The sequence below is a fragment of the Streptomyces sp. KR80 genome, assembly GCF_052245555.1.
Lineage (GTDB): Bacteria > Actinomycetota > Actinomycetes > Streptomycetales > Streptomycetaceae > Streptomyces.
The window spans coordinates 242105-265137 of sequence record NZ_JBQQCD010000001.1 but is presented as its reverse complement, the minus strand read 5'-3'; the positions used below and the strand labels follow the sequence as shown (position 1 = coordinate 265137).

Below are 23033 nucleotides of genomic sequence, written 5' to 3'. Positions count from 1 at the left end.
GGGAGTGTAGCGACGTGAACGTACACAGACAACGGCGGGCGGGACGGTTTCACCCCGTCTCGGCGTCAGGACCCGGCACTCCGGCAGAACGCCAGGGGCGGCCGCAGGCCGGCGGCGTGGTCAGCCCCGCTTCGGCGCGGCCTGCTGGACCACCTCGAACGACCAGAGCGTCGCGCCGGACGCCGCGGGCTTCGGCCGCTCGCCGCCGCCCTCCCCGGCCCCGCCGCCCTGATGTGCGGCCTTCATCGTTCCTTCCATCCACGCCGTGAAGGCAGCTTCGTCGCGCCATCGCGTGTAAACGAGGTACTGGTCCGTCCCCTCCAGCGGCCGCAGCAGCTCGAACCACTCGAAGCCGTCGGAGTTCTCCACCATCCCGGCCCGCGCGCCGAACCGCTTCTCCAGCACCTCGCGCTGCTCCTCGGGAACCGTCAGCACATTGATCTTCACAATGCTCATAGGGCTCATCTTGCCGTATAGCTCGGGGGCTCTAGCGCCGGGGTTTAACGTTCGATCTTGAAGCGGCGTGTGTTCAGGGTCGCCTGGCGGACCCGATGTGTGAAGTCACTGCTCCGAGCGATTCGGTCAATTCCCTTCGTCTTGTTACTGCGTAGCGCAGCTCTATATTCCCGATCAAGAATCAATACCATCTGCTCGATGAGATCCTCCGAAAAGGAATTCGTGTCGATGGCCAAGAATTCTCTCTCGGAGGGGCTTCTTTTCTTGGTGAGCGTGAAAGATGCCATGTAGGCGAGATGGTATCGCCAATTCTCTGCAGTATCCCCCAGTAGGGTGTTGTAATCCATGTATGAAGTCAGGAAGTTGCCGATTTCTCGATGTACTTGGAGAACGATTCGGTATAGGTCGAGATCCCGATCTGTAGAGAATATCTTCTCGTAGTGCGCGTCTTGCATGAGCAGACTCTCGGAGAATTTGAGTGCAGAGTGCGGCTCTCCAAGCGCGAAAGCCGTGAACTCCTGCGCAAGTCGTGCCATGCTTACGATCTGTTCGAGCTCGAATCCCAGATTCTTGTAGTAGTTGGCGCGGCGCTCGTAATAGAAGCCGCCGACTCTTGCAAGAGACTCCTCGATGTCTTTCTGGATCTTCTCCGTAGCGCGCAGGGCGCCCGGTGGCAGTTGAGTCTGGCTGTTTGTTGCTCTGATGATTCCATCCCGGGTGCTTGAGCCAGGGGGGACGACAATCTTGACGAGCAGTGAGCGATCTCGGTGCTGTTCGGATTGTTGGAAATGGCTGTAGATGAGGTGACTGGTCTGCAGGCCGTTAACTATTTGCGGGTCTTTCATGACGATCTTTTTGCCGGTAATTCTTGCCTCGGAGGCGACAATCGTCACACCATTGTTGAACCACCAGAAGTCATCCTTACTGGTGGAGTTCAGCGTCTCCCTGATAGCGCTGTTGACCGCTGTGCGGCCTGCGTAGTCTCGGACATTGGACTCAAAGAGTTCCAGGCGCAGCGCGTCGTTCGGTGCAGACAGGAACTTGCAATACTCGTCGAGGCGCACAAGGCAGACATACGCCTCCCCCAAGGAGGTGCTCATGGGAGTCTCGGTGAATACCAGCTCGCCGACAACAGTGGCTCCGCGGGCAGCCAATTCGCGGAGCTCCGCCGCACCGAGGTATTCAATCTTGCAGCGAGTGCCGGAAGCGATGCTCTCCAGCTCGCGGGCCAATCTATTGCCCTTGGCGCGCACGTTGGGATGTGGCGGCTCCGCCGACTTGGTTGCGTAGATTACCTTAATGCGAATTTTAGGGAACGATGACGCTAACTCTTCGAGGACGCGCAGGAATCGGCCGGTGCGATCCAGCAGCTTCGCATTGGTCGATTCGGAGAGTTTTCCGATATCGCGCCCCATGTTGAGAAGCAGGGGCAAGTGATAGTGGAGTTTCTCGAATGCGCTTTCCTGATAGCCGGGTGCTGTCTTGGCCTGCAGGATGACGAGGTCGATCTCGGGTGCTCGGCCGCCGATACGAGGCCGCCAATCGGCCGTTACGTATCGACCGTCTACGAGCACCCAGATCCCGTCAACGCCGCAGTCATGGGAGCCGTCGACGATTCCATCGCGTAACTCGTCGGTGTCAAGGTCCAAGTCCTGGAGGGCGTTATCGGCTGCGAAGTAGTTGAAAAAGTCTTCGAGTCGCAGGTTGGGTGCAAGTCTCAGGCGCTTATCTTCAAGGATTCGATCGAGTAGGCGCTGATCGTTGTTCTTTGGTGCCACCCGGCCCCCCTGGATTGCACGACCTAGACAAGGCCGCCCCATTCTCGCCAGCTGAACACTCTGTGTGCAAGGGCGCTGACAGGATCGGTCTGGTGGAGGCGCCCTCCCTGTGGAGGGCACGGTTCGTCCGCGCAGGGTGGCTCTGCTGGAAGGCGCGTGGTACATCAAGGCACCTGTTGAGGCCGGAGCAGCTCGAACCACTCGAAGCCGTCGGATCTCCACTATCTCGGCCCGCGCGTCGAAGCGCTTCTAGGCGCCTCGCGCTGCTCCTCGGGCACGGTCAGGACATGGATCTTCACGGATGAACTGGAAGATGTCTCGGTTTTTAGGCTGGGGAGGCCTCCGGCTTCCCGCGTTGCGGGGCAGGGCTAGCCGGATTGCTGCCGGGTGTTTCGGCGTCCATCACGGGGGTGCCGAGGCTGAGCTCGAGCCGATGCACGATCTCGGAGTTGAGGGATCGCCGGGCCGTGCGGGCCTGGGCGGTCAGCTGGGAGTGAATGTCAGAGGGGAGCCGTAGGGTGATGCGCACTTCGTCATCCATAGTCTCAACTGTAGTTGTAGAGTGGTGGCATGACGACACCAAAGCTAGCTGCGGGTACTGGGATCGCCCGGTACACCTACCGCCTCCGTGTGTCGTCGACCGCACGCGCCACGCTGCTGGGCGAGTGGGACCGGTGCAGGTGGATCTGGAACGAATGCGTCGCCCGGTCCAAGAAGGCGCACCGGGATGGCGAGAAGTGCGGACCAGCCCGGCTCGACAAGATGCTGACCGAGGCCCGGAGCGCGACACCTTGGCTCCGTGAGGGCAGCAGTGTTCCGCAGCAGCAGGTGGTCCGGGATTTCGGCAGGTCGCGAGCCAAGGCGCTGAAGGATATCAAGGACCGTCTTCCGATCAGGCAACGGGCGGGCATGCCGAAGCACAAGAGGAAGCACCTCGCGGACCCGACGCTGAACTACACCCGCCACGGCTTCCGGGTGAAGGACGGGCGCCTGCACTTGGCGGGTGGCTTGGTCCTGACGGTGGTGTGGTCCCGGGAACTGCCTGCTGACCCGTCGAGCGTGCGGATCTATCGCGACAGTCTCGGCCACTGGTACGCCTCATTCGTTGTGCCCGCCCAGGCCGAACCGCTTCCGGAGACCGGGCGCTGTATCGGCATCGATTGGGGCGTGACCGAGACCGCGACCACCACCAGCGACGAGCATGACCTCCCGCACGCCGAGCACGGTAAGAAGGCCGCGAAGAAGCTCGCCCGCTATCAGCGGATGATGGCTCGTCGTCAGCCGAAGCGCGGGCAGGCCGGATCAAAGGGCTACCGGCGGGCGAAGAGGCTGACAGCCAAGTTGCACAAGAAGGTGGCACGGCAGCGGCAGGACACTGCCCGCAAGTGGGCCAAGCGCGTAGTGACCGACCATTCTGTTCTTGCGGTGGAGGATTTCTGCCCGAAGTTCCTTGCCAGTTCCTCTATGGCGCGCAAGGCCGCCGATGCAGCGATCTCCGCCACCAAGCACGAACTGGTCAACATGGCACGCAAGCATGGCCGCACCCTGCGGCTTGTGCACCCAGCGCATACCACCATGGATTGCGGACACTGCGGAGCGAGAACCAAGCACGCACTGCCGCTGTCGGAACGTACCTACACCTGCACCGCGTGCGGAGCCGTTTCCCCCAGAGACAAGAACTCCGCCCGAGTGATGCTCCTCCGGGCTGGTCTGAACCCGGCTAGCGCTGATCGTGGAAGACCTGACGGGCCGCCGGTCCGCCAGGCTGCGTGAGCTAGGAATCCCCCATCAACCCGAAGGCTGGGATCCCCCGTCTTCAGGCCAGGGAGCAGTCAAGATGCTCATGTCGGCCATCCTGCCGTACTCGACCGAGCCCGCCCGGGGCAGGTCAGATGCTGTCGCCGCCGGTGATGCCGGGGGCGACGAAGCGGCGGTGCAGGGGCAGCAGCTCCGTCTCCGGCTCACCCACGATGCCGATCTCCTTCGCCGTCGGGCCCAGTTGCTCCGCGGCGAACCGCTCCCAATCGGCCTCGGTGTCCCACACGTCGAACACCCGGATCCCCTCGTCGTCGAAGGCGGCGGCATGCATGACGATGCCCGGGGGCGGCTCCTCCTCCCAGCGGATCCTGCTCCGCGCCGCTTCGTACTTCTCGGGCGTGACACCCGCCCAGCGCAACGACAGCAGTACGGCCATCGCAGTCCCTCTCATGTCGTGCCGTCGGCCTCGGCCGGCCGTACGCCGCTTCCACGACGACGGTAAGCGAGCCACCACGGCCCGTCGCTCCGGGACGGGCCATTCGAGCAACGCCTCCGACGATCGACACGAGGTGCGGATCTCCGCCGCGCCCCCTTAATGTTCGAGCCAACAAACAGCGGCAGTCAGGTGACACAGAGGTGTCCTGCGTCGGTAAACAGGGACCCTTGGAGATCCGTTCGAGGCGGAGGGGGAGCGGCGGCGCGTGGCGAACGCACAGAGGCGCGGCACGATGACAGCGGAGTCTCCGGAGTCACGGGTCCGCATGGCCTTGGGAGTCGTCTGGCTCCTGACCGCTCTGCTCACCGCCCGTCAGGCGGCAGCCGTGCTGCGGCTCCCGCCCGGCGAACGTCTCACCGAGCTGGAGACCTGGATAGGGCCGCACGGCGTCCTGCGCATGCCCGGCCCGCTGTACGAGAACGGCACCTTCACCGGTACGCCGTTCGCCGGGCTCGTCCTCAAACCGCTCACCCGCTCGGCAGAGCAGAGCCTCGGCGTCTTCTGGACGTTCGGCACCCTGCTGCTCGTCGTCGCCCTCGGTTTCGCCGTCGCCCGCGGCCTGCCCCGCCCGGTCTCCGGCCGCACCAGGCTCTTCGCCGCGCCCGTCGCCATCAGCCTGATGGTGCTCTCGCTGCCGGTCCGCAACACCTTCACCCTCGGTCAGACCAGCATCCTGCCCGTCCTCCTGGTCCTCCTCGCCCTCCTGCCGCAGGTCTCCGCACGCAGGTCGGGGACGCTCATCGGCCTGGCCGCCGCCCTCCAGCCGACCGCGTTACTGTTCGTCCCGCTGCTGTGGTTGACGGGCCGGCGGCGGGCCGCCGCGACGGCCGCCGGGACGTTCGGGGCGAGCTCGGCGTTCGCCTGGGCCCTGCTGCCGCACGACTCCGCCACGTACTGGGTGCACCACCTCGCCGGAGCCGGGCTCGGCGGACCCGCGAACAGCCTGCACAACCAGTCCCTGCACGGTCTGCTGCTGCGGTGGGGCCTCAGCGGAGTGACAGAAGTTGCGGTGTTCGCCGTGCTCGCGGTAGCCGTCGCCGTGATCGGCCTGCGGCGCGCCGCGCACTACGCGAACGACGGCCAGTTGCTCCTCGCCGCAGCGCTGACCGGCTGTGTGGCCGTGGCCGTATCGCCCACCGCCTGGCTGCATCAGCAGCTGTGGATCCTCCTCGCCGTGGTCGGCCGCGCCGGCAGACGGCAGACGGACCGGATGGTGTGGCCGACGGTCGTCGTGCTGGTGATGACCCTGAGCAGCACCGCTCTGGTGCCCAGGATCGACGGCGTCCGCGTCATCGGCGAGAACGCGCCGCTGCTCGCCGCGCTCGCCGCGGCCTGTGCCGTCCCCTTCCTCAGCCGCAAGTCCCCATGGTGGGACCGCGCGGTACCCGCGGAGTTCCCCGACCCCGCGCCTTCGTCCGCCCCGCGCCGCTGGATCCCCCTGCTGGGGTTCTGGCGCCGACCGCTGTCCCGCCCGAACCTGCTCCTCGAACTCCTCCTGATCCGCGTCGGCTACTGGGCCTATTCGGCCGTACGCCTGCCGGCCGCCGGCGCGCGCGGCAACGCCGAGGAGCACGGGCGGCAGATCCTCCGCCTCGAGCGCATGCTGCTGATGGATGTGGAGTACGCCTTCAACCACGCGGTGGTGAAGGTGCCATGGCTCGAGAGCGCCATGAACTTCGCCTACACCTCCTTCCACTTCCTCGTGCCGCTGGTGCTGCTCGGGTGGCTGTACCGGCGTCGACCCGCGATGTACCGATGGGCACGCACAACCCTCTCTTTGACGACGCTGCTCGCGCTCATCGGCTTCTGGCTCTACCCGCTCGCGCCCCCGAGGCTCATGCCGGGCCTGGGCTTCATCGACACGGTGAACGGCCCCCAGGACCTCGACAGCCCCGAATTCGGCGCGCTCACCAAGATTTCGAACCAGTACGCGGCGATGCCGTCCTTGCACGTCGGCTGGGCCCTGTGGTGCGCGATCGCCCTCGCCCTGATCGCGCCCTGGATGTGGCTCCGGATCGCGGGATTCCTCTACCCGCTGCTGACCGTCGTCGTGATCGTGGGCACGGCGAACCACTATCTGCTCGACGCGGTCGGCGGGGCCGCGGTCGTGGCAGCCGGCTTCGGACTGCAGTACGTGCTCCTGGGCGGCCGGCCGCAGCGCGACCCGGACCGACCGGCCCCGCGCAGAGCAGCGGAGGCGCCGGACCAGGACCCGCTGCCCGTACCCGGCCTCGGCGCGATGTCCCGCGTTTTCGGGGCGACGGATGCCAGGCGGAGCTGACTTCCGCCGCCCCGTCGGATCGCCGCGCTTTTCAGCATCCGCCGGACTGCCGCCCGCCGCCACTCGTACGGCTCGGGGGTGGGGCCGGCGTTAAGAGTTAAGACAGCCGCACATGAGCTGGACTAGACCAGATGAGGCGGCTACGTTCCCGTGCGGCCGACTCCGCTTTCCCCCCACGTAAGACACTGGCTGGTTGAGGCGCTTTGAGGCCTTCCCAGCCAGCGGGAGTGGCGATGCGTTCTCCAGCCCGTCGTGGCGCCATTCCTCACCCCATTCCCTGCAGGGCCTTGTCCTCGTGGGCATGGCCGAGGATCAGGACGGAGGCAACAGGTGCGCCATCATCACAGCTTGCGCAAGGTGTTCGTTGCAGTGACGGCATTAGCCGTCTCCATGGGGATTCCCACTCAACAAGCGACGGCGAAGGAGTCCGCGTTCGTCGTCGCAGGCGCTGCGGACATCAACTCCAGCGGTACCGTCATCGTCGGTTTCAGCCCCGCACCCGGCAGCACGAACCACGCGGTGCGCTGGAATGCCGACGGCACCGTGACCGATCTGGGCACGCTGCCGGGCGATGCCACCAGCGCGGCCAAGGCGGTCAACGACAAAGGCGTGATCGTCGGCGAGTCCGACACGCCCGACTACAAGCCCCGTGCGGTGCGATGGGACACCGACGGCGGCATCACCAAGCTGCCCTTGCTCCCCGGGGACACCGCCAGCTCCGCCTGGGGGATCAACAACAGCGGCACGATCATCGGCTGGTCCGGGGTGTCCGGCGGCCCGTTCCACGCCGTGCGGTGGAACACCGACGGCACGATCACCACGTTCAAACCCCTGCCCGGCGACACCGAGGCGGGAGTCAACGGGATCAACGACGACGGTATGATCGCCGGCGTCTCCGGCGTGGCAAACAGCGACTACCACCCCGTACGGTGGAACGCCGCCGGAGCCGCCACCAACCTGGGCTTCCCCTCGGGTAAGACAAGCGGCGGAACGCTGGACATCGATGCCAAGGGCACCGCTGTCGGCTCGGCCGGAACCGCGGGCGGCAAGTTCGAGGCGACGCGGTGGGACACCGACGGCACCATCACCACGCTGCCCGCATTGCCCGGCGACACCAACGGCAGCACGGCCTATGACATCAACGCGAACGGCGAGATCGCGGGCGTCTCCGTCGGCCCCGACGACAACGAACACGCGGTGCGCTGGAAGGCCGACGGCACGGTCACCAAGCTGGACAACCTGCCTGATGACGAATACGCCTACGCCAAAGCGATCGCCGACGACGGCACGGCCGTCGGCCACACCGCTGCCAGCGGTGCGGAGCACCGCGCGGTGAAGTGGAGCCCGGACGGAGCCATCACCGTCCTGCCGCTGCTCCCTGGAGCCGAGGCCGCCTCCCGCGCGGCGCCACCACGCACCCCACGGCCGGTGGCCTCACCAGCCGTCCGCTGCACCCCTTGGCTTGTGGCGGGCCGAGGCTGACCGTACGTCACCGTCACCGGACTTGTCGTTCCTGTCGTTCGCCGGGCGGCCGGTCTTACCGCCGCCGTCCACCGCGCACTCGAACCAGACGGTCTTCCCGCCGTCCGGCGTCGGCAGGACACCCCATGCGTCTACGACCGCCGCGAGCAACGCAAGCCCGCGGCCGGTCTCGTCGTCCGGTGCCGCCGTCGTGCGGACGTACGGCTTCTCCGGCGAGCCGTCCGCGACCTCCACCCGCAGGCCACCCGGGCGGCGGAGCACCAGCAGCGAACAGCGCCGGTCCGGTACGTGGCGTACGACGTTGGCCAGCAGCTCCGTGACGGCCAGCTCGGCCGCGTCCGTCAGCTGCGGCGTACCCCAGAGCCGGAGGTACGAGCGGACGATACGGCGCACATGGCGGGCCGAGTGCTCACCCACGGTGAAGCGCATGCCGTACTGCTTGCGCGGGTTGACGTCCGGTGTCAGGAGGTCGGTTGTCCAGTTCACGCAACCAGCGTCATAGGGCTTGGCTACGCTCGGCTATGTACTGAACACAACGCGCTGTGTCGGCGAGTTGAGCAAGGGGGCGGAACGCGTGGTGAACATCCGAGACTTGGACCCGAGCGCGTCGCCCTTGGACTACTACGGGGCGGAGTTGCGGCGCTTCCGTGAGGCGGCGGGCCTCAACCAGAAGCAGCTCGGCGAGATCATCTACTGCACGGGTTCACTGGTCGGCCAGATCGAGACCGCACGCAAGCTGCCCACCCGCGAGTTCACCGAGCGAGCGGACGCGGCGCTGGGCACGGACGGGGCGTTGTCGCGGATGTTGCCGCTGGTGCTGCGCAGCCAGCTGCCGTCGTGGTTCCAGCCTTACGCCGGGATGGAGGCGAGGGCCAACCACATCCACACCTTCCAGGCCCAGTTGGTGCACGGTCTGCTGCAGACAGAGGAGTACGCGCGCGCGGTGCTCGGCGTCATGGACCAGGACCGGCTGGAGGAGCGGGTGGCGGCGCGGAGGGAGCGGCAGCGCATTCTGGAGCGTGAGAACCCGCCACTGGTGTGGGTGGTCATGAGCGAGGCGGTGTTGTACCAGGTCATCGGCGGCAGGAAAGTGATGCGGAACCAACTGGCCCACCTGTTGAGCTTCCGCGACCGGACGTGGGTGCAGATTCAGGTGCTGCCCTTCGCCGCAGGTGCCCATGCCGGACTGCTGGGCACGTTCACCCTTCTCCGCTTCGATGACGACCCGGACATCGTCTATGGCGAGGACTATGGGACGGGCCAGATGACGGCCAATCCTCATGACGTCAAGGCACGTTCGCTCCGTTACGATCACCTCCAGGCCGCCGCGCTCTCAGTGGAGGACTCGGCGGAGTTGATCGCCCGTGTGATGGAGGAGCGCTATGGGGAGCAGCCCGGAACTGACCGGAGTGCAGTGGCGTAAGTCCAGTTACAGCGGCGACACCGGCGGCGAGTGCATCGAGTGCGCCCCGCTCGGCGGCGCCCAGTGGCGCAAGTCCAGCTACAGCGGCGACACCGGCGGCGACTGCGTAGAGATAGCCCCCGCCCCCCACGCCGTTGCCATCCGCGACTCCAAGAACCCCGACGGGCCGGTCCTGACGTTCACGCCCGCCGCCTTCGCTGCGTTCGTGGACGCCGCCGCGAACGGCGGGTTCGGCGCCGCGGAACCGCAGAAACGGTAAACCCGACCACCCGGCGGTCAGGGCAGGAGTCCTGCCCTGACCGCCGGGTGACTGCGTACCGGGGTCCTTACGTCCCTACCCCTCCCATCACGGGTAGATGCGGGGGAGCAGGGCGAAGTCGTGGGAGTTGGGGTACTGCTGCGACGTGCGCGAGCCGTACATGCAGCTCGTGGTCGACGTGCTGTGGCCCAGGCCGAGGACGTGCCCTGCCTCATGGCATGCGGTGTTGCGATGCTCGGCGGCCGAGCCGCCGTAGTGGTCGTTGAGCTTCATCGAAACACTGCCGTCCACGAGGTAGCGGCTGGAGTTGTAGCTGTAGTTCGTGAGCCCCGTCCAGCCGGTGGCGCCGTAGTTGCCGCTGTAGGCGTGGACGCAGTGCCTGCCGCCACCGGGGCAGCCCCCGGTGTACCAGCGGTAGTAGGAGTCGATGCCCACGGACTCGTGCCACTTGGGGACGACGGCCGTCATCGGCCAGGCGGCGCTGGTGTGGTCGAGGAAGTACACCTGCGGGTCGGAGTAGCCGTTGTGCGCCCATCTGACGGGTGAGCACTCGAGCGTGCGGGCCGAGCCGTAGGAGCAGGGCAGGGCGGCCGGTGACACGGCCTTTGTCGACGCAGGCGTCGCGTTCGTCTGCACGCCGGCGACTCCCGCGGCACGGAGGCGGCTCGCCAGCTCAGTTGAGGTGACGCCTGGTGCCGGCCGGTACACCGTCACCGAAGTGACGCCGTTGGCACGGCGCTTGACCGCGTAGACGTCACCGCTCTCGGCGTTCTCTGCGGTGCTCGACGCCGCCGTCGGCGCTTTGCCCGGTGCCTCCGCCGGGGCCGCCTGGGCGGCGGGGACCGCGAGCCCGAGGCCGAGCACGCCGACGCCGGCCATCATGAGGACGCGGCTGCGTATTGCGCGCCGTACGTTTTTCTTCTTCAACGGAATTCTTCCCTTCGTTTTCTGTGTCGTGGGATCGCTCGTTTCGTGGGATCGCGCTGAACGGAAATCAGGGATGCGCAGGCATGATTGATCGCCTGCGGGCGCTGATGCGGCCGACCGGGTGCCGAGCCGACGAAAAGGGGCCGTCGTGCACGACGGCATGGAAAGCGCCGTACGATGGCCAGGGCGCGCCGGACAACCGCGCACTGTCGCATCGCAGGACGAAGAGAACCGCGGTGCAGCCGGGAGGTACCGGCCCATGCGGCTACAGCTGCTTCTGGCAGCTCAGTGAAGGGCCCACACGCGTGGGTCGACGAAGATAATCTGCTCTGCCCCCCGAATCATCCCCCGCTGCCGCCTCTCCCCTTGGGCGGCTTTGCTCGCACACGACGGTGCGAGTCAGGCACACAAACTAACCCCGTGCAGCGGCCCTGGCAATAATCAAGTCCGGCCAAATTATGGGAAAGAAAAAGCGGAGCCGGTCCAAGAAGGCAGGTTTTGCTGTGGAGTTCAGCATTCCACCCGCCGGAACTCCGCGAAGGCCGTGGGCAGGTGCCTGCCTGACGTCCTGACCCGGAACGGGCCGACTCCCGTTGACCGATCCTTCCGGTTTGCGCCCTTCATCCCGTAACGGCCTTCGCTGCACCACCCTCGTCGGCGGGTCGACGGACCTCGGCCGAGGCCTCAGATGAGAAAACTCTCCTCGTTCATCTCCACGTTCCGTTTCGGTGGCAAGCTGGCCGCGTGGTCCTTCGGAGGCTCGTCGTCGTGGTCGCCGCACTGCTCGCCCTCGTGGCGGCGGGCATGGCGGCCGGGGACGTATGGGCGCGCAGCGGCGGTCGGCCGACGCTCGGCCCGGGAATCGTCGTCCCGCAGCCGAAGGACCCCAGCGAGCCCTCGTCGCAGGCGCCGTCTCCGTCGAAGTCCGCGCCCGCATCGCCGACCCCCGCGCCGCCGTCCAACCCCCCGGCGCGGCCGTCCCGTCCGTCGGAGCCCTCCTCGTCACCAGGGGACTCGGACGACGACTCGGGAGGCCGGCCCGTCACCCCGCCGCCGCCACCGCACAGTGACGATGACGACACCAGCCCGTGCCCCAGTCCGAGTCAGGGTGGTGACGACGACGGCGATGACGACGGGGGAGACTGGTGCCTACCCGCAGGTTGAACGCGCGGACCCGCATCGTGGGGTGGATGCTGCTTCTGGTCAGCGCGGCTCTTGCCGTGCCGATCATCGGCATCACCGTGGTCTGGCAGTCACAACTCGACCACAAGGTGGATGCCCAGCTCCGCCGTGAGGCGGACAATCTGCGCCGGTTCGCTCGCACCGCGCATGAACCGGAGACCGGTCGACGCTTCTCCAGTGGCGCGTCGCTGCTCACGGCATTCATGACCGTCAATCTGCCGAGCCGGGACGAGACGTTCTTCAGCATCGTGGACGGGCTCCCGGACCGGCGCAGCTCCCATCTGCCGCCCGCCCGTTTGGACCGGGACGAGAAGGTGGTCGCACGGCTCTCCCAGGTCAAGGGCACCGAAATGGGATGGCTCGACTCCGCTGCCGGCCGGGTGCGGTATGGGGTGATATCGGTGCATGTAGCCGGTGAATTCAAGGATGCCCGGCTCGTCATGCTGGAATTCCGGGACCGTCAGCAGCGTGAGGAGCGCTGGGTCGCGAGGATGCTCATGGTCACCGCGTGTGGCGCGCTGATTCTCGCCGGGTTCGCCAGCTGGCTCGTGGCCGGCCGGGTGTTGGCGCCGATCCGGCTGGTGCGGCAGACCGCCGAACGGATCGGGGAGTCGGACCTGACCCAGCGGTTGCGGGTGACGGGCGCGGACGACGTGGCGGCCCTGGCCCACACGTTCAATCACATGCTGGACCGGCTGGAGAGCGCGTTCACCACCCAGCGGCGGTTCCTCGACGAAGTGGCGCATGAACTGCGTACCCCGATCACGGTGGTGCGCGGGCACATCGAACTCATGGGTGACGGGGAGAAGGAACGCATCGAGACGCAGGCGCTGGTGGTCGACGAGCTCGACCGGATGAACCGGATCGTGGAGGACCTGCTGCTGCTGGCCAAGGCACAGCGGCCGGACTTCCTGACGGTCGGTGAGACCCATCTCACCGACCTCGTCGTCGAAGTCGTCGCCAAGGCCGGGGCTCTGGGAGACCGGCACTGGCGGGTCGCGGAGGTCTCCGAGGCCACCGTGCTCGTCGACGGCCAGCGGCTCACGCAGGCTCTGATACAACTCGCGGCCAACGCGGTGCGGCACACACGGGACGGTGACATCGTGGAGATGGGGTCCGCGCTGCGCGGCGACCGGATCCTGCTGTGGGTACGCGACACGGGTCCGGGGGTGGATCCGGAGGACCGGGAGCGCATCTTCGGCCACTTCGCCCAGGCCCGCCAGATCTCCTCACTGGACCCCACGGGCACGGGGATCGGGCTCGGGCTGGCCATCGTCCGCGAGATCGCGGAGGCCCACGGCGGCACGGTGCGGGTGGAGGACGCCTTCGGCGGAGGGGCCCAGTTCGTCCTCGACCTGCCCGCTCGCTTCCCCTGGCATGAGGGACACCACGAACCAGAGCTTCCCCTGGCGGGAGGGCGCCATGAACCAGATTCTCATAGCTGAGGACGAGGCCAGGATCGCCGCCTTCGTGGAGAAGGGGCTGCGCAGCAACGGGTTCTCCACGACCGTCGTCGGCGACGGCCTGTCCGCGTACGAGCGCGGGCGCTCCGGCGACTGCAACCTGGTGATCCTGGACCTGGGCCTGCCGGTCTACGACGGCTTCACCGTGCTGCGCAAGCTCCGCGAGGCCCGGGTGACGATCCCGGTCATCATCCTCACGGCGCGGGACAGCGTGACCGACGTCGTCGCCGGTCTGGAGGGGGGCGCGGACGACTACATCTCCAAGCCCTTCGCCTTCGAGGAGTTGCTGGCCCGGGTGCGGCTGCGGCTGCGGGGCGAGAGCGCGTCGGAGGCGTCGCTGCTGCGCGCGGGCGACCTCCTGTTGGACCTCCGTACCCGCCGCGTCCATGTGGACGGGCGTGTGGTGGAACTCTCATCGCGAGAATTCGCCTTGGCGGAGGTTTTTCTGCGCAATCCGGACCATGTACTGACTCGCGAGCTATTGCTCAGTCGGGTATGGGGTTTCGACTACGATCCTGGATCGAATATCGTCGATGTCTACGTGCGGTATCTGCGCCGTAAAATTGGCCCGGACCGGGTGGAGACCGTCCGTGGGATGGGTTATCGACTGCGCGTCTAACGTGCGGCGAAGGGCAGTTGAACAGATGAGTAAACGCTCATGAGGACCTTCTCACCGTAATCTCACCGGTGACTCATGCGGCTCCCACACGCTTCACCGAAAGACATCCGCAGCGGGTGTCTCAGTGTCGGGAAGTGATGCCACATGAAGGAAATTCTCGAGCAGGCACGTTCCTTTCGGCAGCGGTTGGGCGCTGAAAGCGAAAACCTGCGGCGGCACGCCGCCGGGCAGACTCCGGAAGCCCTGTTCATCACCTGCTCTGACTCGCGCGTGATCCCCGCCCTCATCACCGCCGCTCGGCCCGGCCAGCTCTTCGAGCTGCGCAACGCGGGGAACATCGTTCCGCCGTACCGGCCGGGCATTCCCTCGGGGGAAGCCGCCACCATCGAGTACGCGGTCGAGGTGCTTCAGGTGCCTGACATCGTTGTCTGCGGGCACTCGCACTGCGGCGCCGTCGGTGCCCTGGCCCGTGGCGAGGACTTGACCCGGCTCCCCGGCGTCGCCGACTGGCTGACGTTCGCCCAGCCGGGGCTCACCCCGCTGCCGGCCACGCCGCCCGAGAACCCCGCGCTGTCGGAGATCGTGCAGCGCCATGTCGCCGCCCAGGTCCGGGCGTTGTGCGAGTACCCCCAGGTCGAGCGCCGGATCGCGGCCGGACAGCTGCGCGTGCACGGCTGGTTCTACCGGGTGGACACCGGAGAGGTCCAGGAGCTCGAGACGCCTGCCACCACCTGTCTGGCAGGACGTGCGTCCTGAGGCTCCCCACCTCACTCGGCTTTCCCCACCGCACCGAGCGATCGGTGTGAGCGAAAGGAACATCGTGTCGACCGTAAGAACCCCCGCCCGTCACGCCCGAAAGGCCGCCGGACCACCGCCCGGTCCCGCCACCTTCGGCACGGACTTCGTCGCGTCGATCGTCGTCTTCCTGGTGGCCGTGCCGCTGTGTATCGGCGTCGCGGCCGCCTCCGGCGTCCCGGTCGCCCTCGGCATCATCTCCGGCATCGTCGGCGGACTCGTCGTCGGCTTCCTGCCCGGCAGCAGTCTCCAGGTCAGCGGACCCGCCGCCGGTCTGGCCGCGCTCGTCCTGGAAGCCGTCACCTCGCACGGCCTGGAGCTGCTCGGACCGATCGTGTTGGCCGCCGGCCTGGTCCAAGTCGCCCTCGGAATGCTGAAGATGGGCCGCCTGTTCCAGTCCGTCTCCGTCTCCGTGGTGCAGGGCATGCTGGCCGGCATCGGCCTTCCCCTCATCATCGGCCAGACCTACGCGGTTACGGACTCCAAGCAGCTCGGCTCCACGCTGAAGAACCTCGTCGGTCTCCCCGGTCTGTTCGGCTCCGTCTTCTCCGATCCGCAGAAGTGCATCGCCCTCGGCCTCGGAGCGCTCTCCATCGCACTGTGCTTCGTGTGGAAGAAGGTGCCCGCCCCGCTCGGCAAGGTGCCCGCCCCGCTGGCCGCGGTGCTGCTCGGCTCGATCATCGCCTCCCTGCCCGGCGTCGAGGTCAAGCGTGTCGTCGTCGGCAACCTCCTCGAGGCGGTCAGCATCCCCGGACCGAGCCAGTACGCCGGACTCCTCGACCCCGAAGTGATCACCGTGGTCATCACCTTCGCGGTCATCGCCTCCGCGGAGAGTCTCTTCAGCGCCGCCGCAGTCGACCGGATGCACGACGGACCGCGGACCAAGTTCAACGCCGAACTGGTCTCCCAAGGGGTCGGCAACACCCTGTGCGGATTCCTCGGAGCGATGCCCATGACCGCGGTGATCGCCCGCAGCGCCGCCAACGTCCAGGCCGGAGCCAAGACCAAGATCTCCCGCATTCTGCACGGCGCTTGGCTGCTGTCGTTCGGACTCCTCCTTCCCGGCCTGCTCGGCCTGATCCCGGTCGCGGTGCTCGCCGGCATCCTGGTCCACGCCGGCTGGAAACTCTTCGATCCCCCCGCGTTCCCGAAGATGTGGCGAATCGACCGCGGCGAGGGGGTGGTCATGGTCATCACGACCGCTGCGATCATGGTCGCCAACCTCCTGGAAGGCGTGCTCGCGGGCCTGGCCGTCGCCATCGTCGTCGCTGCTCTCCGGATGTCCCGGATGACCATCCACACGTACACGGACGGCGGCGACGCCCGTCTGGTCATCAGAGGTAACGCGACGTTCGTACGCCTTCCGCGCCTGATGGAGGCCCTGGAGTCGGTCGCCGACAAGCGCCGTATCCACGTCGACCTCACCGGCATGTCCCACCTCGACCTCGCCTGTCGCAGCCTGGTGGAGGAATGGGCGGACCAGCGCCGCAAGGACGGCGCCGAGTTCGTGGAACTCCGGCTGCCGCACGCCGAGCCGCAGGAAGCGCCGGTGGAGTCCGGATCGCAGCAGGCACCGGTGGCCGCCGAGCCGGCTCCGACGCCGGCGGGCGCCACGTACAACACGGCGGTGGGTGGCAGCGCCCTGGGCGCCGAACCGCACCAGGCGCGGGTGGACGCCGGACCGCCCCCCGCGCCGGTGGGCACCCGGTACACCGCGGCGGCGGACGCCAGGTTCCAGGGAACGGACCAGGCCACCGTACAGCTGGCGGCGCCGGGTGCCGCGCGGATGCGCCGGGTTCGCATGCAGCAGGGCCTCGGGGACCCCCACCGGACCGGGGACGCGCACCGGCGCGGGGAAGCCCACCGCCCCGCGGACACGCACCCGCGCGGGCGCCCCACGACTCCGAGATCCGGCCACCACACCTCCGGTTCGGCCGACTCCTGGACCCCCGAGGACGAGCAAGCCGCATACGCGTCCTGGGAAAGGGCGTGGCGGCCCGACTGGGAAAGGACACCGAGGACATGAGCCTGGTCAGAACTGCTCTCGCCGAGGCGAGGGACGGATTACGAGAGATGCTGGGCACTGGGGGACCACACTCCACCAGTTCGGTTCGGAAGTCCCACCGGCTGGGAGGTTCCCACGGAACGGGAGACTCCCGCCGACCAGGAGGCCGAGACGACCCGCCACCTTCGGACGCCCTCTTCTCGCTCGCGAAGTCCATGCATCAGTTCCTCACCGTCCCGACCGTCCCGCAGCCGGACCACGCGGCGGAGCGGTCGGGATCGGATGAGCCGAGGCGGGAGCGGCCTGCCGCCGCCATCCCGCCACAGAGAGGCCCGCGATTGGACCACCGCTCACGGACCTGAGACCGCCGATCCTCGTCTCAGTCATAAAGCCCCGAGGCCCGCCATACCCACCCCCCGTGGCGGGCCTCGGCCCTGCCTGCGGGTCCGGGGCTCGCCCAGGGCGTACCCCCGCTCGTATCAGGGAAGTTGACGGGCGGCAGGGGCGTTGTGCGTAGGGAGGGCTGCCCCTGCCGCCCGGGTCACCGGTCAGGTGTAAGCGACCTGAAGCTCCTTCACGCCGTTGATCCACGCCGAACGCAGCCGCCGTGGTGCGCCCACCAGCCGGATGTCCGGGAGCGTGTCGGCGATGGCGTTGAAGATGAGGTCGATCTCCAGCCGCGCGAGGCTCGCACCGAGGCAGAAGTGCGGCCCGCCGCCACCGAAGCCGAGGTGCGGATTCGGATCGCGGGTGATGTCGAAGACATCGGGTCGGTCGAAGACGTCGGGGTCGTTGTTGGCCGAGGAGTAGAAGATCCCGACCCGATCGCCTTCCTTGATCTTCGCACCGCCCAGCTCCGTGTCGCACGTCGCGGTCCGCTGGAACGAGACGATCGGCGTCGCCCAGCGGACGATCTCGTCCGCCGTCGTGGCCGGCCGCTCGGCCTTGAACAGTTCCCACTGCTCGGGGTGGGTGAGGAAGGCGTGCATGCCGTGCGTGATGGCGTTGCGCGTGGTCTCGTTGCCCGCGACCGTCAGGACCAGGACGAAGAAGCCGAACTCGTCGGAGGTCAGACTGCCTTCGTCAGAAGCGGTGACCAGCTTGGTGACGATGTCGTGCGCCGGGCACTCCTTCCGCGCCGCGGCCATGTTCATCGAGTACGAGATCAGCTCCATCGCCGACTGGGTGCCGACCTCCTCGGTGATGGCCAGTTCGGGGTCGTCGTACGCGGCCATCTTGTTCGACCAGTCGAAGAGTTTGAGCCGGTCCTCCTGCGGGACGCCGATCAGCTCCGCGATCGCCTGGAGCGGCAGCTCGGAGGCGACGTCGGTGACGAAGTTGCCGGTCGGCTTCTCGGCCGCGCCGGAGACGATACGGGTGGCGCGGTTGCGCAGCGCCTCCTCCAAGGCCCGTATCGCCCGGGGCGTGAAGCCGCGCTGGACGATCTGCCGGAGCCGGGTGTGCTCGGGCGGGTCCATGTTGAGCATGATCAGCTTCTGGACGTCGATCTGGTCCCGGGTGATGGTGTCCTTGAAGCGGATGATGGCCGTGTTGGTGTTGGAGGAGAACACCTCGGGTCTGGTGGAGACCTCCTTGACGTCTGCGTGGCGGGTGACGACCCAGTAGCCGTCGTCCTGGAAGCCCGCGATGTTGTGCGGCTGGGCGTTCCACCACACGGGCGCCGTCTTCCGCAGCTCGGCGAGTTCGGGGAGCGGGACCCGCTGCTGGTAGACGTCGGGGTCGGTGAAGTCGAAGCCTTCGGGGAGCGCTGGACAGGAGGACATGGGGCGACTCCAGGTCTGACGGCCCATCAGAATGTGCGCAAGGTAGTAACGGGTTCTATAAGTGGCAAGGGATCCGACGGCATTCGTTGCGGATTGCCCTGACAGTCGGTCGAGGTCACGGCTGCACGACTCTTGCGTACCGGAGGTAAGGGCGTCGAGACTTTGGAGCGGAACTAGAACGTGTACTAGTTCTGTCGCGGCGCGCCGGGACGCCCCGCGACCGCAAGGCGCGAGGAGAGGACGAGTCATGGCCGCTGAACCCGTCATCGTCGAAGCCGTACGTACCCCGATTGGCAAGCGCGGCGGCGCGCTCGCCAACCTCCATCCTGCTTACCTGCTGGGCGAAACGTATCGCGAACTCCTCGCCCGTACGGGCATCCAGCCGGACTGCGTCGAGCAGATCGTCGGCGGCACGGTGACCCACGCCGGCGAGCAGTCCATGAATCCGGCCCGCAACGCCTGGCTCGCCTGCGGTCTGCCGTACGAGACGGCGGCGACCACCGTCGACTGCCAGTGCGGCTCCTCGCAGCAGGCCAACCACATGGTGGCGAACATGATCGCGGCCGGGGTCATCGACGTCGGCATCGGCTGCGGCGTCGAGGCGATGTCCCGGGTTCCGCTGGGCAGCGGCTCCAAGCACGGCCCGGGCAAGCCCTTTCCCGACGAGTGGAACGTGGACCTCCCGAACCAGTTCGAGGCGGCGGAGCGGATCGCGCGCCACCGCGGGCTGACTCGCGAGCGCGTCGACTCGCTCGGGCTGCTGTCGCAGGAGCGGGCCCACGTGGCCTGGGCCGAGGAGCGTTTCAAGAGTGAGACGTACGCCGTCCAGGTCCCGACGACGGAGGAGGAGCAGCGGACCGGACACGGCATGTGGCGGCTGGTGGACCGGGACGAAGGGCTGCGCGAGACCAGCATGGAGGCCCTGGCCGGGCTGAAGCCGATCATGCCCACCGCCGTCCACACGGCCGGGAACTCCTCGCAGATATCGGACGGTGCGGCCGCCGTGATGTGGGCGTCCAAGCGCATGGCGCGGGCGCTGAAACTGAAGCCCAGGGCGAGGATCGTCGCCCAGGCGCTGGTCGGTGCGGATCCGCACTTCCACCTCGACGGGCCGATCGACGCGACGCGGGCAGTGCTCGGCAAGGCGGGGATGTCCCTGCGGGACATCGACCTGGTCGAGATCAACGAGGCCTTCGCATCCGTCGTCCTGTCCTGGGCGCAGGTCTTCGAGCAGGATCTGGAGAAGGTGAACGTGAACGGCGGGGCGATCGCGCTCGGCCATCCGGTGGGCGCGACGGGGGCCCGTCTGATCACCACGGCGCTGCACGAACTGGAGCGGACCGGCAAGGAGTTCGCGCTCATCACGATGTGCGCGGGCGGGGGACTGGCGACCGGGACGATCATCCAGCGCCTCTGAGAGTACGGAGGAGCGGCCGTTCCCCGGGGGGCGGCCGCTCCTGGGGGCACTCCCCCAGCTAACGCCGGGGGTACCCCCGCCCAGCGGTAGCTGGGGGAGGTCAGACGGCCTGGTAGGCGACCGGGTCGCTGCCGGGCACGGCTTCGGCGCGGCCCAGCTTCACCAGTCGCCGCAGGTGGGCCTCTGCCTCGGAGACGGCGATGTTGCGGGAGCCGTAGGGGATCTGTGCCCAGGGGCGGTTCCACTCCATGGTCTCCGCGAGCTGCCAAGGAGTCAGAGGGCTCAGAGCGATCAGACCCTGCAGGTCGGAGAGCCGGGTCTCGTGGTGGGCCAGCAGCTCGCGCACTCGGCCCCCCGCGCCGGTGAAGGCGTATTGATGGGCGGGGAGCACCTCGGCCGGGCCCAACCGGGCGATCCGCTCCAGGGAGTCGAGGTAGTCGCCGAGAGGGTCGGTGACCGTGTCGTCGTCGGGGTCCTCGTAGAGCCCGATGTGCGGGGTGATCTCGGGGAGCAGGTGGTCGCCGGAGAAGAGCCGGCCGCGGCCCGGCCTGCCGGCCGGGTGGGCCTCCTCGAGATGCAGGCAGACGTGGCCGGGCGTGTGCCCGGGGGTCCAGATCGCGCGGAGTCTGCGGCCCGGCAGGTCGAGCAGCTCACCGGGAAGGATCTCGCGGTCCGGGATGGCGGCGCGGAGTCCGGGGAGCGGACGGCTGTTGCCCGACGCCCGGGCGGCGCGCAGTGGTGCCAGGTGCTCGTCCGGGGCGCCGGCCGCCGCGAGCTTGTCCATCAGGTAGTCGAGCCAGCGCGCCGGCTCGGCGGCCCGGGTCCGCCGTACGACCTGGGTGTCGGCGGGGTGCATGGCGATCCAGGCGCCGGAGGCCTCGCGGACCCGGGCCGAGAGTCCGTGGTGGTCGGGGTGGTGATGGGTGATCAGCACGCCGTGCAGATCCGCGACCGCGGCGCCGCAGGCCGCGAGGCCGGTGACCAGGGCGTCCCAGGCGGTCGGGTCGTCCCATCCGGTGTCGACCAGGACCGGGCCGCGGTCGGTGTCCAGGAGGTGGACGAGTGTGTGGCCGAGCGGGTTGTCGGGGATGGGGACCGGAATGCTCCACACCCCGCCGCCGTGATCCGTCACCCGGGGTGACGTCCGTGTCATGGGTCCCTCGCTCTCGCACTTCTGCCCGCTTGCCGCGGGGGCCGCCCCGCTCCCGCGCCTGCGGGGCGGGTGGGGGAGGGCTCCCGGCGCGCAGCGCCGGGACCGAGCGCTCTCGCGGAGCGGCCCGGCGGCGAGCGGTTGTGCACGCGCGTTCCCGTTCCCAATCATAACTAGAACTGGTATCAGTTCTGAGTGTGCGTCAGAAGAGGCACCCACGGACGATCCCCGGGAGGCATGGCGACATGGCGATGACCGACCTCATCGAGCACGGACAGCTCTATATCGGCGGGGAGCTGGTGGATCCGCTCGGCACCGACACCATCGAGGTGGTCTCGCCGCACACCGAGCAGGTCATCGGGCGGGTGCCGCACGCCACGCCCGCCGATGCGGACCGCGCGGTGGCGGCGGCGCGCAAGGCCTTCGACGAGGGGCCGTGGCCCCGTACGACACTCGACGAGCGGATCGAGGTGGTCACCCGCATCAAGGACGCCGTCGCCGTACGGCATGAGGAGATCGCCCGGCTGATCAGCGCGCAGAACGGCTCGCCCTACTCCTGGAGCGTCCTGGCCCAGGCGCTGGGCGCGATGATGGTCTGGGACGCGGCCATCGCCGTCGCCCGTGACGTCGTCTTCGAGGAGCCCCGGCAGGGCGTCCTCGGGCCGATCCTCGTACGACGCGAACCGGTCGGCGTGGTGGCGGCCGTCGTGCCCTGGAACGTGCCGCAGTTCGTGGCCGCCGCGAAGCTGGCCCCCGCGCTGCTCGCCGGCTGTTCGGTGATCCTCAAGCCCTCGCCGGAGACTCCGCTCGACGCCTATCTGCTCGCCGAGATCGCCACCGAGGCCGGGCTGCCGGAGGGCGTGCTGAGCATCCTCCCGGCCGACCGCGAGGTGAGCGAGTACCTCGTCGGACATCCGGGCGTCGACAAGGTGTCCTTCACCGGGTCCGTCGCAGCGGGCAAGCGGGTCATGGAGGTCGCCTCCCGGAACCTCACCCGGGTCACCCTGGAGCTGGGCGGCAAGTCCGCGGCCGTGATCCTCCCGGACGCGGACCTGGAGGCGACCGTCGCCGGCATCGTCCCCAACGCCTGGATGAACAACGGTCAGGCGTGCGTCGCCCAGACCCGTATCCTCGCCCCGCGCAGCCACTACGACGAGCTCGCCGACCGCTTCGCCGCGGCGGCGAACGCGCTCGTCGTCGGCGATCCGCTGGACCCGGCAACGCAGGTCGGACCGCTGGTCGCAGAGCGCCAGCGGCAGCGGTCGCTGGACTACATCGGGCTGGGGCAGGAGGAGGGGGCCAAGGTGCTGACGGGCGGCGGGCGCCCGGCCGGGCTCGAACGCGGCTGGTACGTCGAGCCGACGCTGTTCGGCGGCGTCGCCAACTCCATGCGGATCGCCCGCGAGGAGATCTTCGGCCCGGTCATCTGTCTGCTGCCGTACGAGGACGAAGCGGAGGCCGTACGGATCGCCAACGACTCCGACTACGGCCTCTCCGGCAGCGTCTGGACGGCGGATGCGGAGCACGGCGTGGAGATCGCGCGGCAGGTGCGGACCGGGACGTACTCCGTGAACACCTTCAGCCTCGACATGTTCGGCCCCTTCGGCGGCTACAAGAACTCGGGGCTGGGGAGGGAGTTCGGCCCGGAGGGATTCGATGCGTATCTGGAGCACAAGATGATCCATCTGCCGAACGGACAGGCGGGAGCGGCGTGATGGGGGCCGCCAGGTGCCGCGGGACCGGAACGGACCGCGGGGT

19 protein-coding genes and 1 pseudogene are annotated in these 23033 nt (G+C 68.1%); 12 read left to right on the top strand and 8 right to left on the bottom strand.

Going from position 1 to position 23033, the window contains the following annotated elements; all coding sequences use genetic code 11:
* Window positions 1–120: 120 nt before the first annotated feature.
* From ACTWQI_RS01215 to ACTWQI_RS01205, 3 genes are all read right to left on the bottom strand, one after another.
* The gene (locus tag ACTWQI_RS01215; protein WP_443266521.1) at window positions 121–456 is read right to left on the bottom strand and encodes an antibiotic biosynthesis monooxygenase family protein; all 336 of its coding nucleotides are present in this window, start codon (window positions 454–456) and stop codon (window positions 121–123) included.
* Between the two features lie 44 nt (window positions 457–500).
* Window positions 501–2234 carry an AIPR family protein gene (locus ACTWQI_RS01210; RefSeq protein WP_443266520.1) on the bottom strand — a complete coding sequence of 578 codons (1734 nt, stop codon included), beginning with the start codon at window positions 2232–2234 and terminating at the stop codon, window positions 501–503.
* A gap of 325 nt (window positions 2235–2559) precedes the next feature.
* On the bottom strand, window positions 2560–2775 hold the full coding sequence (locus ACTWQI_RS01205) for an Arc family DNA-binding protein (protein WP_443266517.1): 216 nt from the start codon (window positions 2773–2775) through the stop codon (window positions 2560–2562).
* 29 nt (window positions 2776–2804) lie between these two features.
* Between ACTWQI_RS01205 and ACTWQI_RS01200 the strand changes: the two genes are divergently transcribed.
* On the top strand, window positions 2805–4007 hold the full coding sequence (locus ACTWQI_RS01200) for an RNA-guided endonuclease InsQ/TnpB family protein (RefSeq protein ID WP_443266515.1): 1203 nt from the start codon (window positions 2805–2807) through the stop codon (window positions 4005–4007).
* Between the two features lie 115 nt (window positions 4008–4122).
* On the opposite strand, the gene ACTWQI_RS01195 is transcribed toward ACTWQI_RS01200, so the two are convergent.
* On the bottom strand, window positions 4123–4443 hold the full coding sequence (locus ACTWQI_RS01195; protein ID WP_443266514.1) for a hypothetical protein: 321 nt from the start codon (window positions 4441–4443) through the stop codon (window positions 4123–4125).
* 277 nt (window positions 4444–4720) lie between these two features.
* Here ACTWQI_RS01195 and ACTWQI_RS01190 point away from each other — a divergent pair, with 277 nt between their 5' ends.
* Together ACTWQI_RS01190 and ACTWQI_RS01185 are read left to right on the top strand one after the other, a co-directional pair.
* Complete coding sequence (locus ACTWQI_RS01190) at window positions 4721–6769, top strand: bifunctional glycosyltransferase 87/phosphatase PAP2 family protein (RefSeq protein WP_443266512.1); 2049 nt, start codon at window positions 4721–4723, stop codon at window positions 6767–6769.
* Window positions 6770–7138: 369 nt separating this feature from the next.
* Window positions 7139–8251, top strand: a complete 1113-nt coding sequence (locus ACTWQI_RS01185; protein ID WP_443266510.1) for a hypothetical protein — start codon at window positions 7139–7141, stop codon at window positions 8249–8251.
* Here ACTWQI_RS01185 and ACTWQI_RS01180 read toward each other — a convergent pair.
* The gene (locus ACTWQI_RS01180) at window positions 8204–8737 is read right to left on the bottom strand and encodes an ATP-binding protein (protein ID WP_443266508.1); all 534 of its coding nucleotides are present in this window, start codon (window positions 8735–8737) and stop codon (window positions 8204–8206) included. The genes ACTWQI_RS01185 and ACTWQI_RS01180 overlap by 48 nt on opposite strands.
* Window positions 8738–8825: 88 nt before the next feature.
* Here ACTWQI_RS01180 and ACTWQI_RS01175 point away from each other — a divergent pair, with 88 nt between their 5' ends.
* Both ACTWQI_RS01175 and ACTWQI_RS01170 read left to right on the top strand, forming a co-directional pair.
* A complete protein-coding gene (locus ACTWQI_RS01175) occupies window positions 8826–9674 on the top strand; it encodes a helix-turn-helix domain-containing protein (RefSeq protein ID WP_443266506.1) in 849 nt (282 codons plus the stop codon).
* On the top strand, window positions 9634–9933 hold the full coding sequence (locus ACTWQI_RS01170; RefSeq protein ID WP_443266505.1) for a DUF397 domain-containing protein: 300 nt from the start codon (window positions 9634–9636) through the stop codon (window positions 9931–9933). Before ACTWQI_RS01175 ends, ACTWQI_RS01170 begins: the two co-directional genes overlap by 41 nt.
* 87 nt (window positions 9934–10020) lie before the next feature.
* On the opposite strand, the gene ACTWQI_RS01165 is transcribed toward ACTWQI_RS01170, so the two are convergent.
* Window positions 10021–10860: a matrixin family metalloprotease gene (locus ACTWQI_RS01165; RefSeq protein ID WP_443266503.1), complete on the bottom strand. Its 840-nt coding sequence runs from the start codon at window positions 10858–10860 to the stop codon at window positions 10021–10023.
* A 744-nt stretch (window positions 10861–11604) separates the two neighbouring features.
* Between ACTWQI_RS01165 and ACTWQI_RS01160 the strand changes: the two genes are divergently transcribed.
* The 5 genes and pseudogenes from ACTWQI_RS01160 (at window position 11605) to ACTWQI_RS01140 (ending at window position 16945) form a co-directional block, all read left to right on the top strand.
* Window positions 11605–12024: a hypothetical protein gene (locus ACTWQI_RS01160; protein ID WP_443266501.1), complete on the top strand. Its 420-nt coding sequence runs from the start codon at window positions 11605–11607 to the stop codon at window positions 12022–12024.
* A 26-nt stretch (window positions 12025–12050) separates the two neighbouring features.
* Window positions 12051–13559 (top strand): annotated as a pseudogene (locus tag ACTWQI_RS01155) (sensor histidine kinase); the annotation flags it as partial.
* On the top strand, window positions 13513–14124 hold the full coding sequence (locus ACTWQI_RS01150; RefSeq protein WP_443267142.1) for a response regulator transcription factor: 612 nt from the start codon (window positions 13513–13515) through the stop codon (window positions 14122–14124). The pseudogene ACTWQI_RS01155 and the gene ACTWQI_RS01150, both read left to right, overlap by 47 nt.
* Before the next feature lie 144 nt (window positions 14125–14268).
* The gene (locus tag ACTWQI_RS01145; protein ID WP_443266498.1) at window positions 14269–14880 is read left to right on the top strand and encodes a carbonic anhydrase; all 612 of its coding nucleotides are present in this window, start codon (window positions 14269–14271) and stop codon (window positions 14878–14880) included.
* Between the two features lie 64 nt (window positions 14881–14944).
* Window positions 14945–16945 (top strand): SulP family inorganic anion transporter, encoded by a 2001-nt coding sequence (locus tag ACTWQI_RS01140; RefSeq protein ID WP_443266496.1) that lies wholly within the window; start codon window positions 14945–14947, stop codon window positions 16943–16945.
* A 527-nt stretch (window positions 16946–17472) separates the two neighbouring features.
* Here ACTWQI_RS01140 and ACTWQI_RS01135 read toward each other — a convergent pair.
* Window positions 17473–18708 carry a cytochrome P450 gene (locus ACTWQI_RS01135; protein WP_443266494.1) on the bottom strand — a complete coding sequence of 412 codons (1236 nt, stop codon included), beginning with the start codon at window positions 18706–18708 and terminating at the stop codon, window positions 17473–17475.
* Window positions 18709–18955: 247 nt separating this feature from the next.
* On the opposite strand from ACTWQI_RS01135, the gene ACTWQI_RS01130 reads away from it, so the two are divergent.
* Window positions 18956–20125 carry a steroid 3-ketoacyl-CoA thiolase gene (locus tag ACTWQI_RS01130; protein ID WP_443266492.1) on the top strand — a complete coding sequence of 390 codons (1170 nt, stop codon included), beginning with the start codon at window positions 18956–18958 and terminating at the stop codon, window positions 20123–20125.
* Window positions 20126–20225: 100 nt separating this feature from the next.
* Here the strand turns inward: ACTWQI_RS01130 and ACTWQI_RS01125 are convergent, their stop codons facing one another.
* A complete protein-coding gene (locus ACTWQI_RS01125) occupies window positions 20226–21278 on the bottom strand; it encodes an MBL fold metallo-hydrolase (RefSeq protein ID WP_443266490.1) in 1053 nt (350 codons plus the stop codon).
* A gap of 248 nt (window positions 21279–21526) precedes the next feature.
* On the opposite strand from ACTWQI_RS01125, the gene ACTWQI_RS01120 reads away from it, so the two are divergent.
* Window positions 21527–22990 carry an aldehyde dehydrogenase gene (locus ACTWQI_RS01120; RefSeq protein WP_443267140.1) on the top strand — a complete coding sequence of 488 codons (1464 nt, stop codon included), beginning with the start codon at window positions 21527–21529 and terminating at the stop codon, window positions 22988–22990.
* Window positions 22991–23033: the final 43 nt, after the last annotated feature.

Coding starts and splice junctions, on each gene's coding strand:
- ACTWQI_RS01215 (WP_443266521.1), bottom strand. CDS start 456: ATGAGCATTGTGAAGATCAATGTGCTGACGGTTCCCGAGGAGCAGCGC.
- ACTWQI_RS01205 (WP_443266517.1), bottom strand. CDS start 2,775: ATGGATGACGAAGTGCGCATCACCCTACGGCTCCCCTCTGACATTCAC.
- ACTWQI_RS01200 (WP_443266515.1), top strand. CDS start 2,805: ATGACGACACCAAAGCTAGCTGCGGGTACTGGGATCGCCCGGTACACC.
- ACTWQI_RS01195 (WP_443266514.1), bottom strand. CDS start 4,443: ATGAGAGGGACTGCGATGGCCGTACTGCTGTCGTTGCGCTGGGCGGGT.
- ACTWQI_RS01190 (WP_443266512.1), top strand. CDS start 4,721: ATGACAGCGGAGTCTCCGGAGTCACGGGTCCGCATGGCCTTGGGAGTC.
- ACTWQI_RS01170 (WP_443266505.1), top strand. CDS start 9,634: ATGGGGAGCAGCCCGGAACTGACCGGAGTGCAGTGGCGTAAGTCCAGT.
- ACTWQI_RS01145 (WP_443266498.1), top strand. CDS start 14,269: ATGAAGGAAATTCTCGAGCAGGCACGTTCCTTTCGGCAGCGGTTGGGC.
- ACTWQI_RS01135 (WP_443266494.1), bottom strand. CDS start 18,708: ATGTCCTCCTGTCCAGCGCTCCCCGAAGGCTTCGACTTCACCGACCCC.
- ACTWQI_RS01130 (WP_443266492.1), top strand. CDS start 18,956: ATGGCCGCTGAACCCGTCATCGTCGAAGCCGTACGTACCCCGATTGGC.
- ACTWQI_RS01125 (WP_443266490.1), bottom strand. CDS start 21,278: ATGACACGGACGTCACCCCGGGTGACGGATCACGGCGGCGGGGTGTGG.
- ACTWQI_RS01120 (WP_443267140.1), top strand. CDS start 21,527: ATGACCGACCTCATCGAGCACGGACAGCTCTATATCGGCGGGGAGCTG.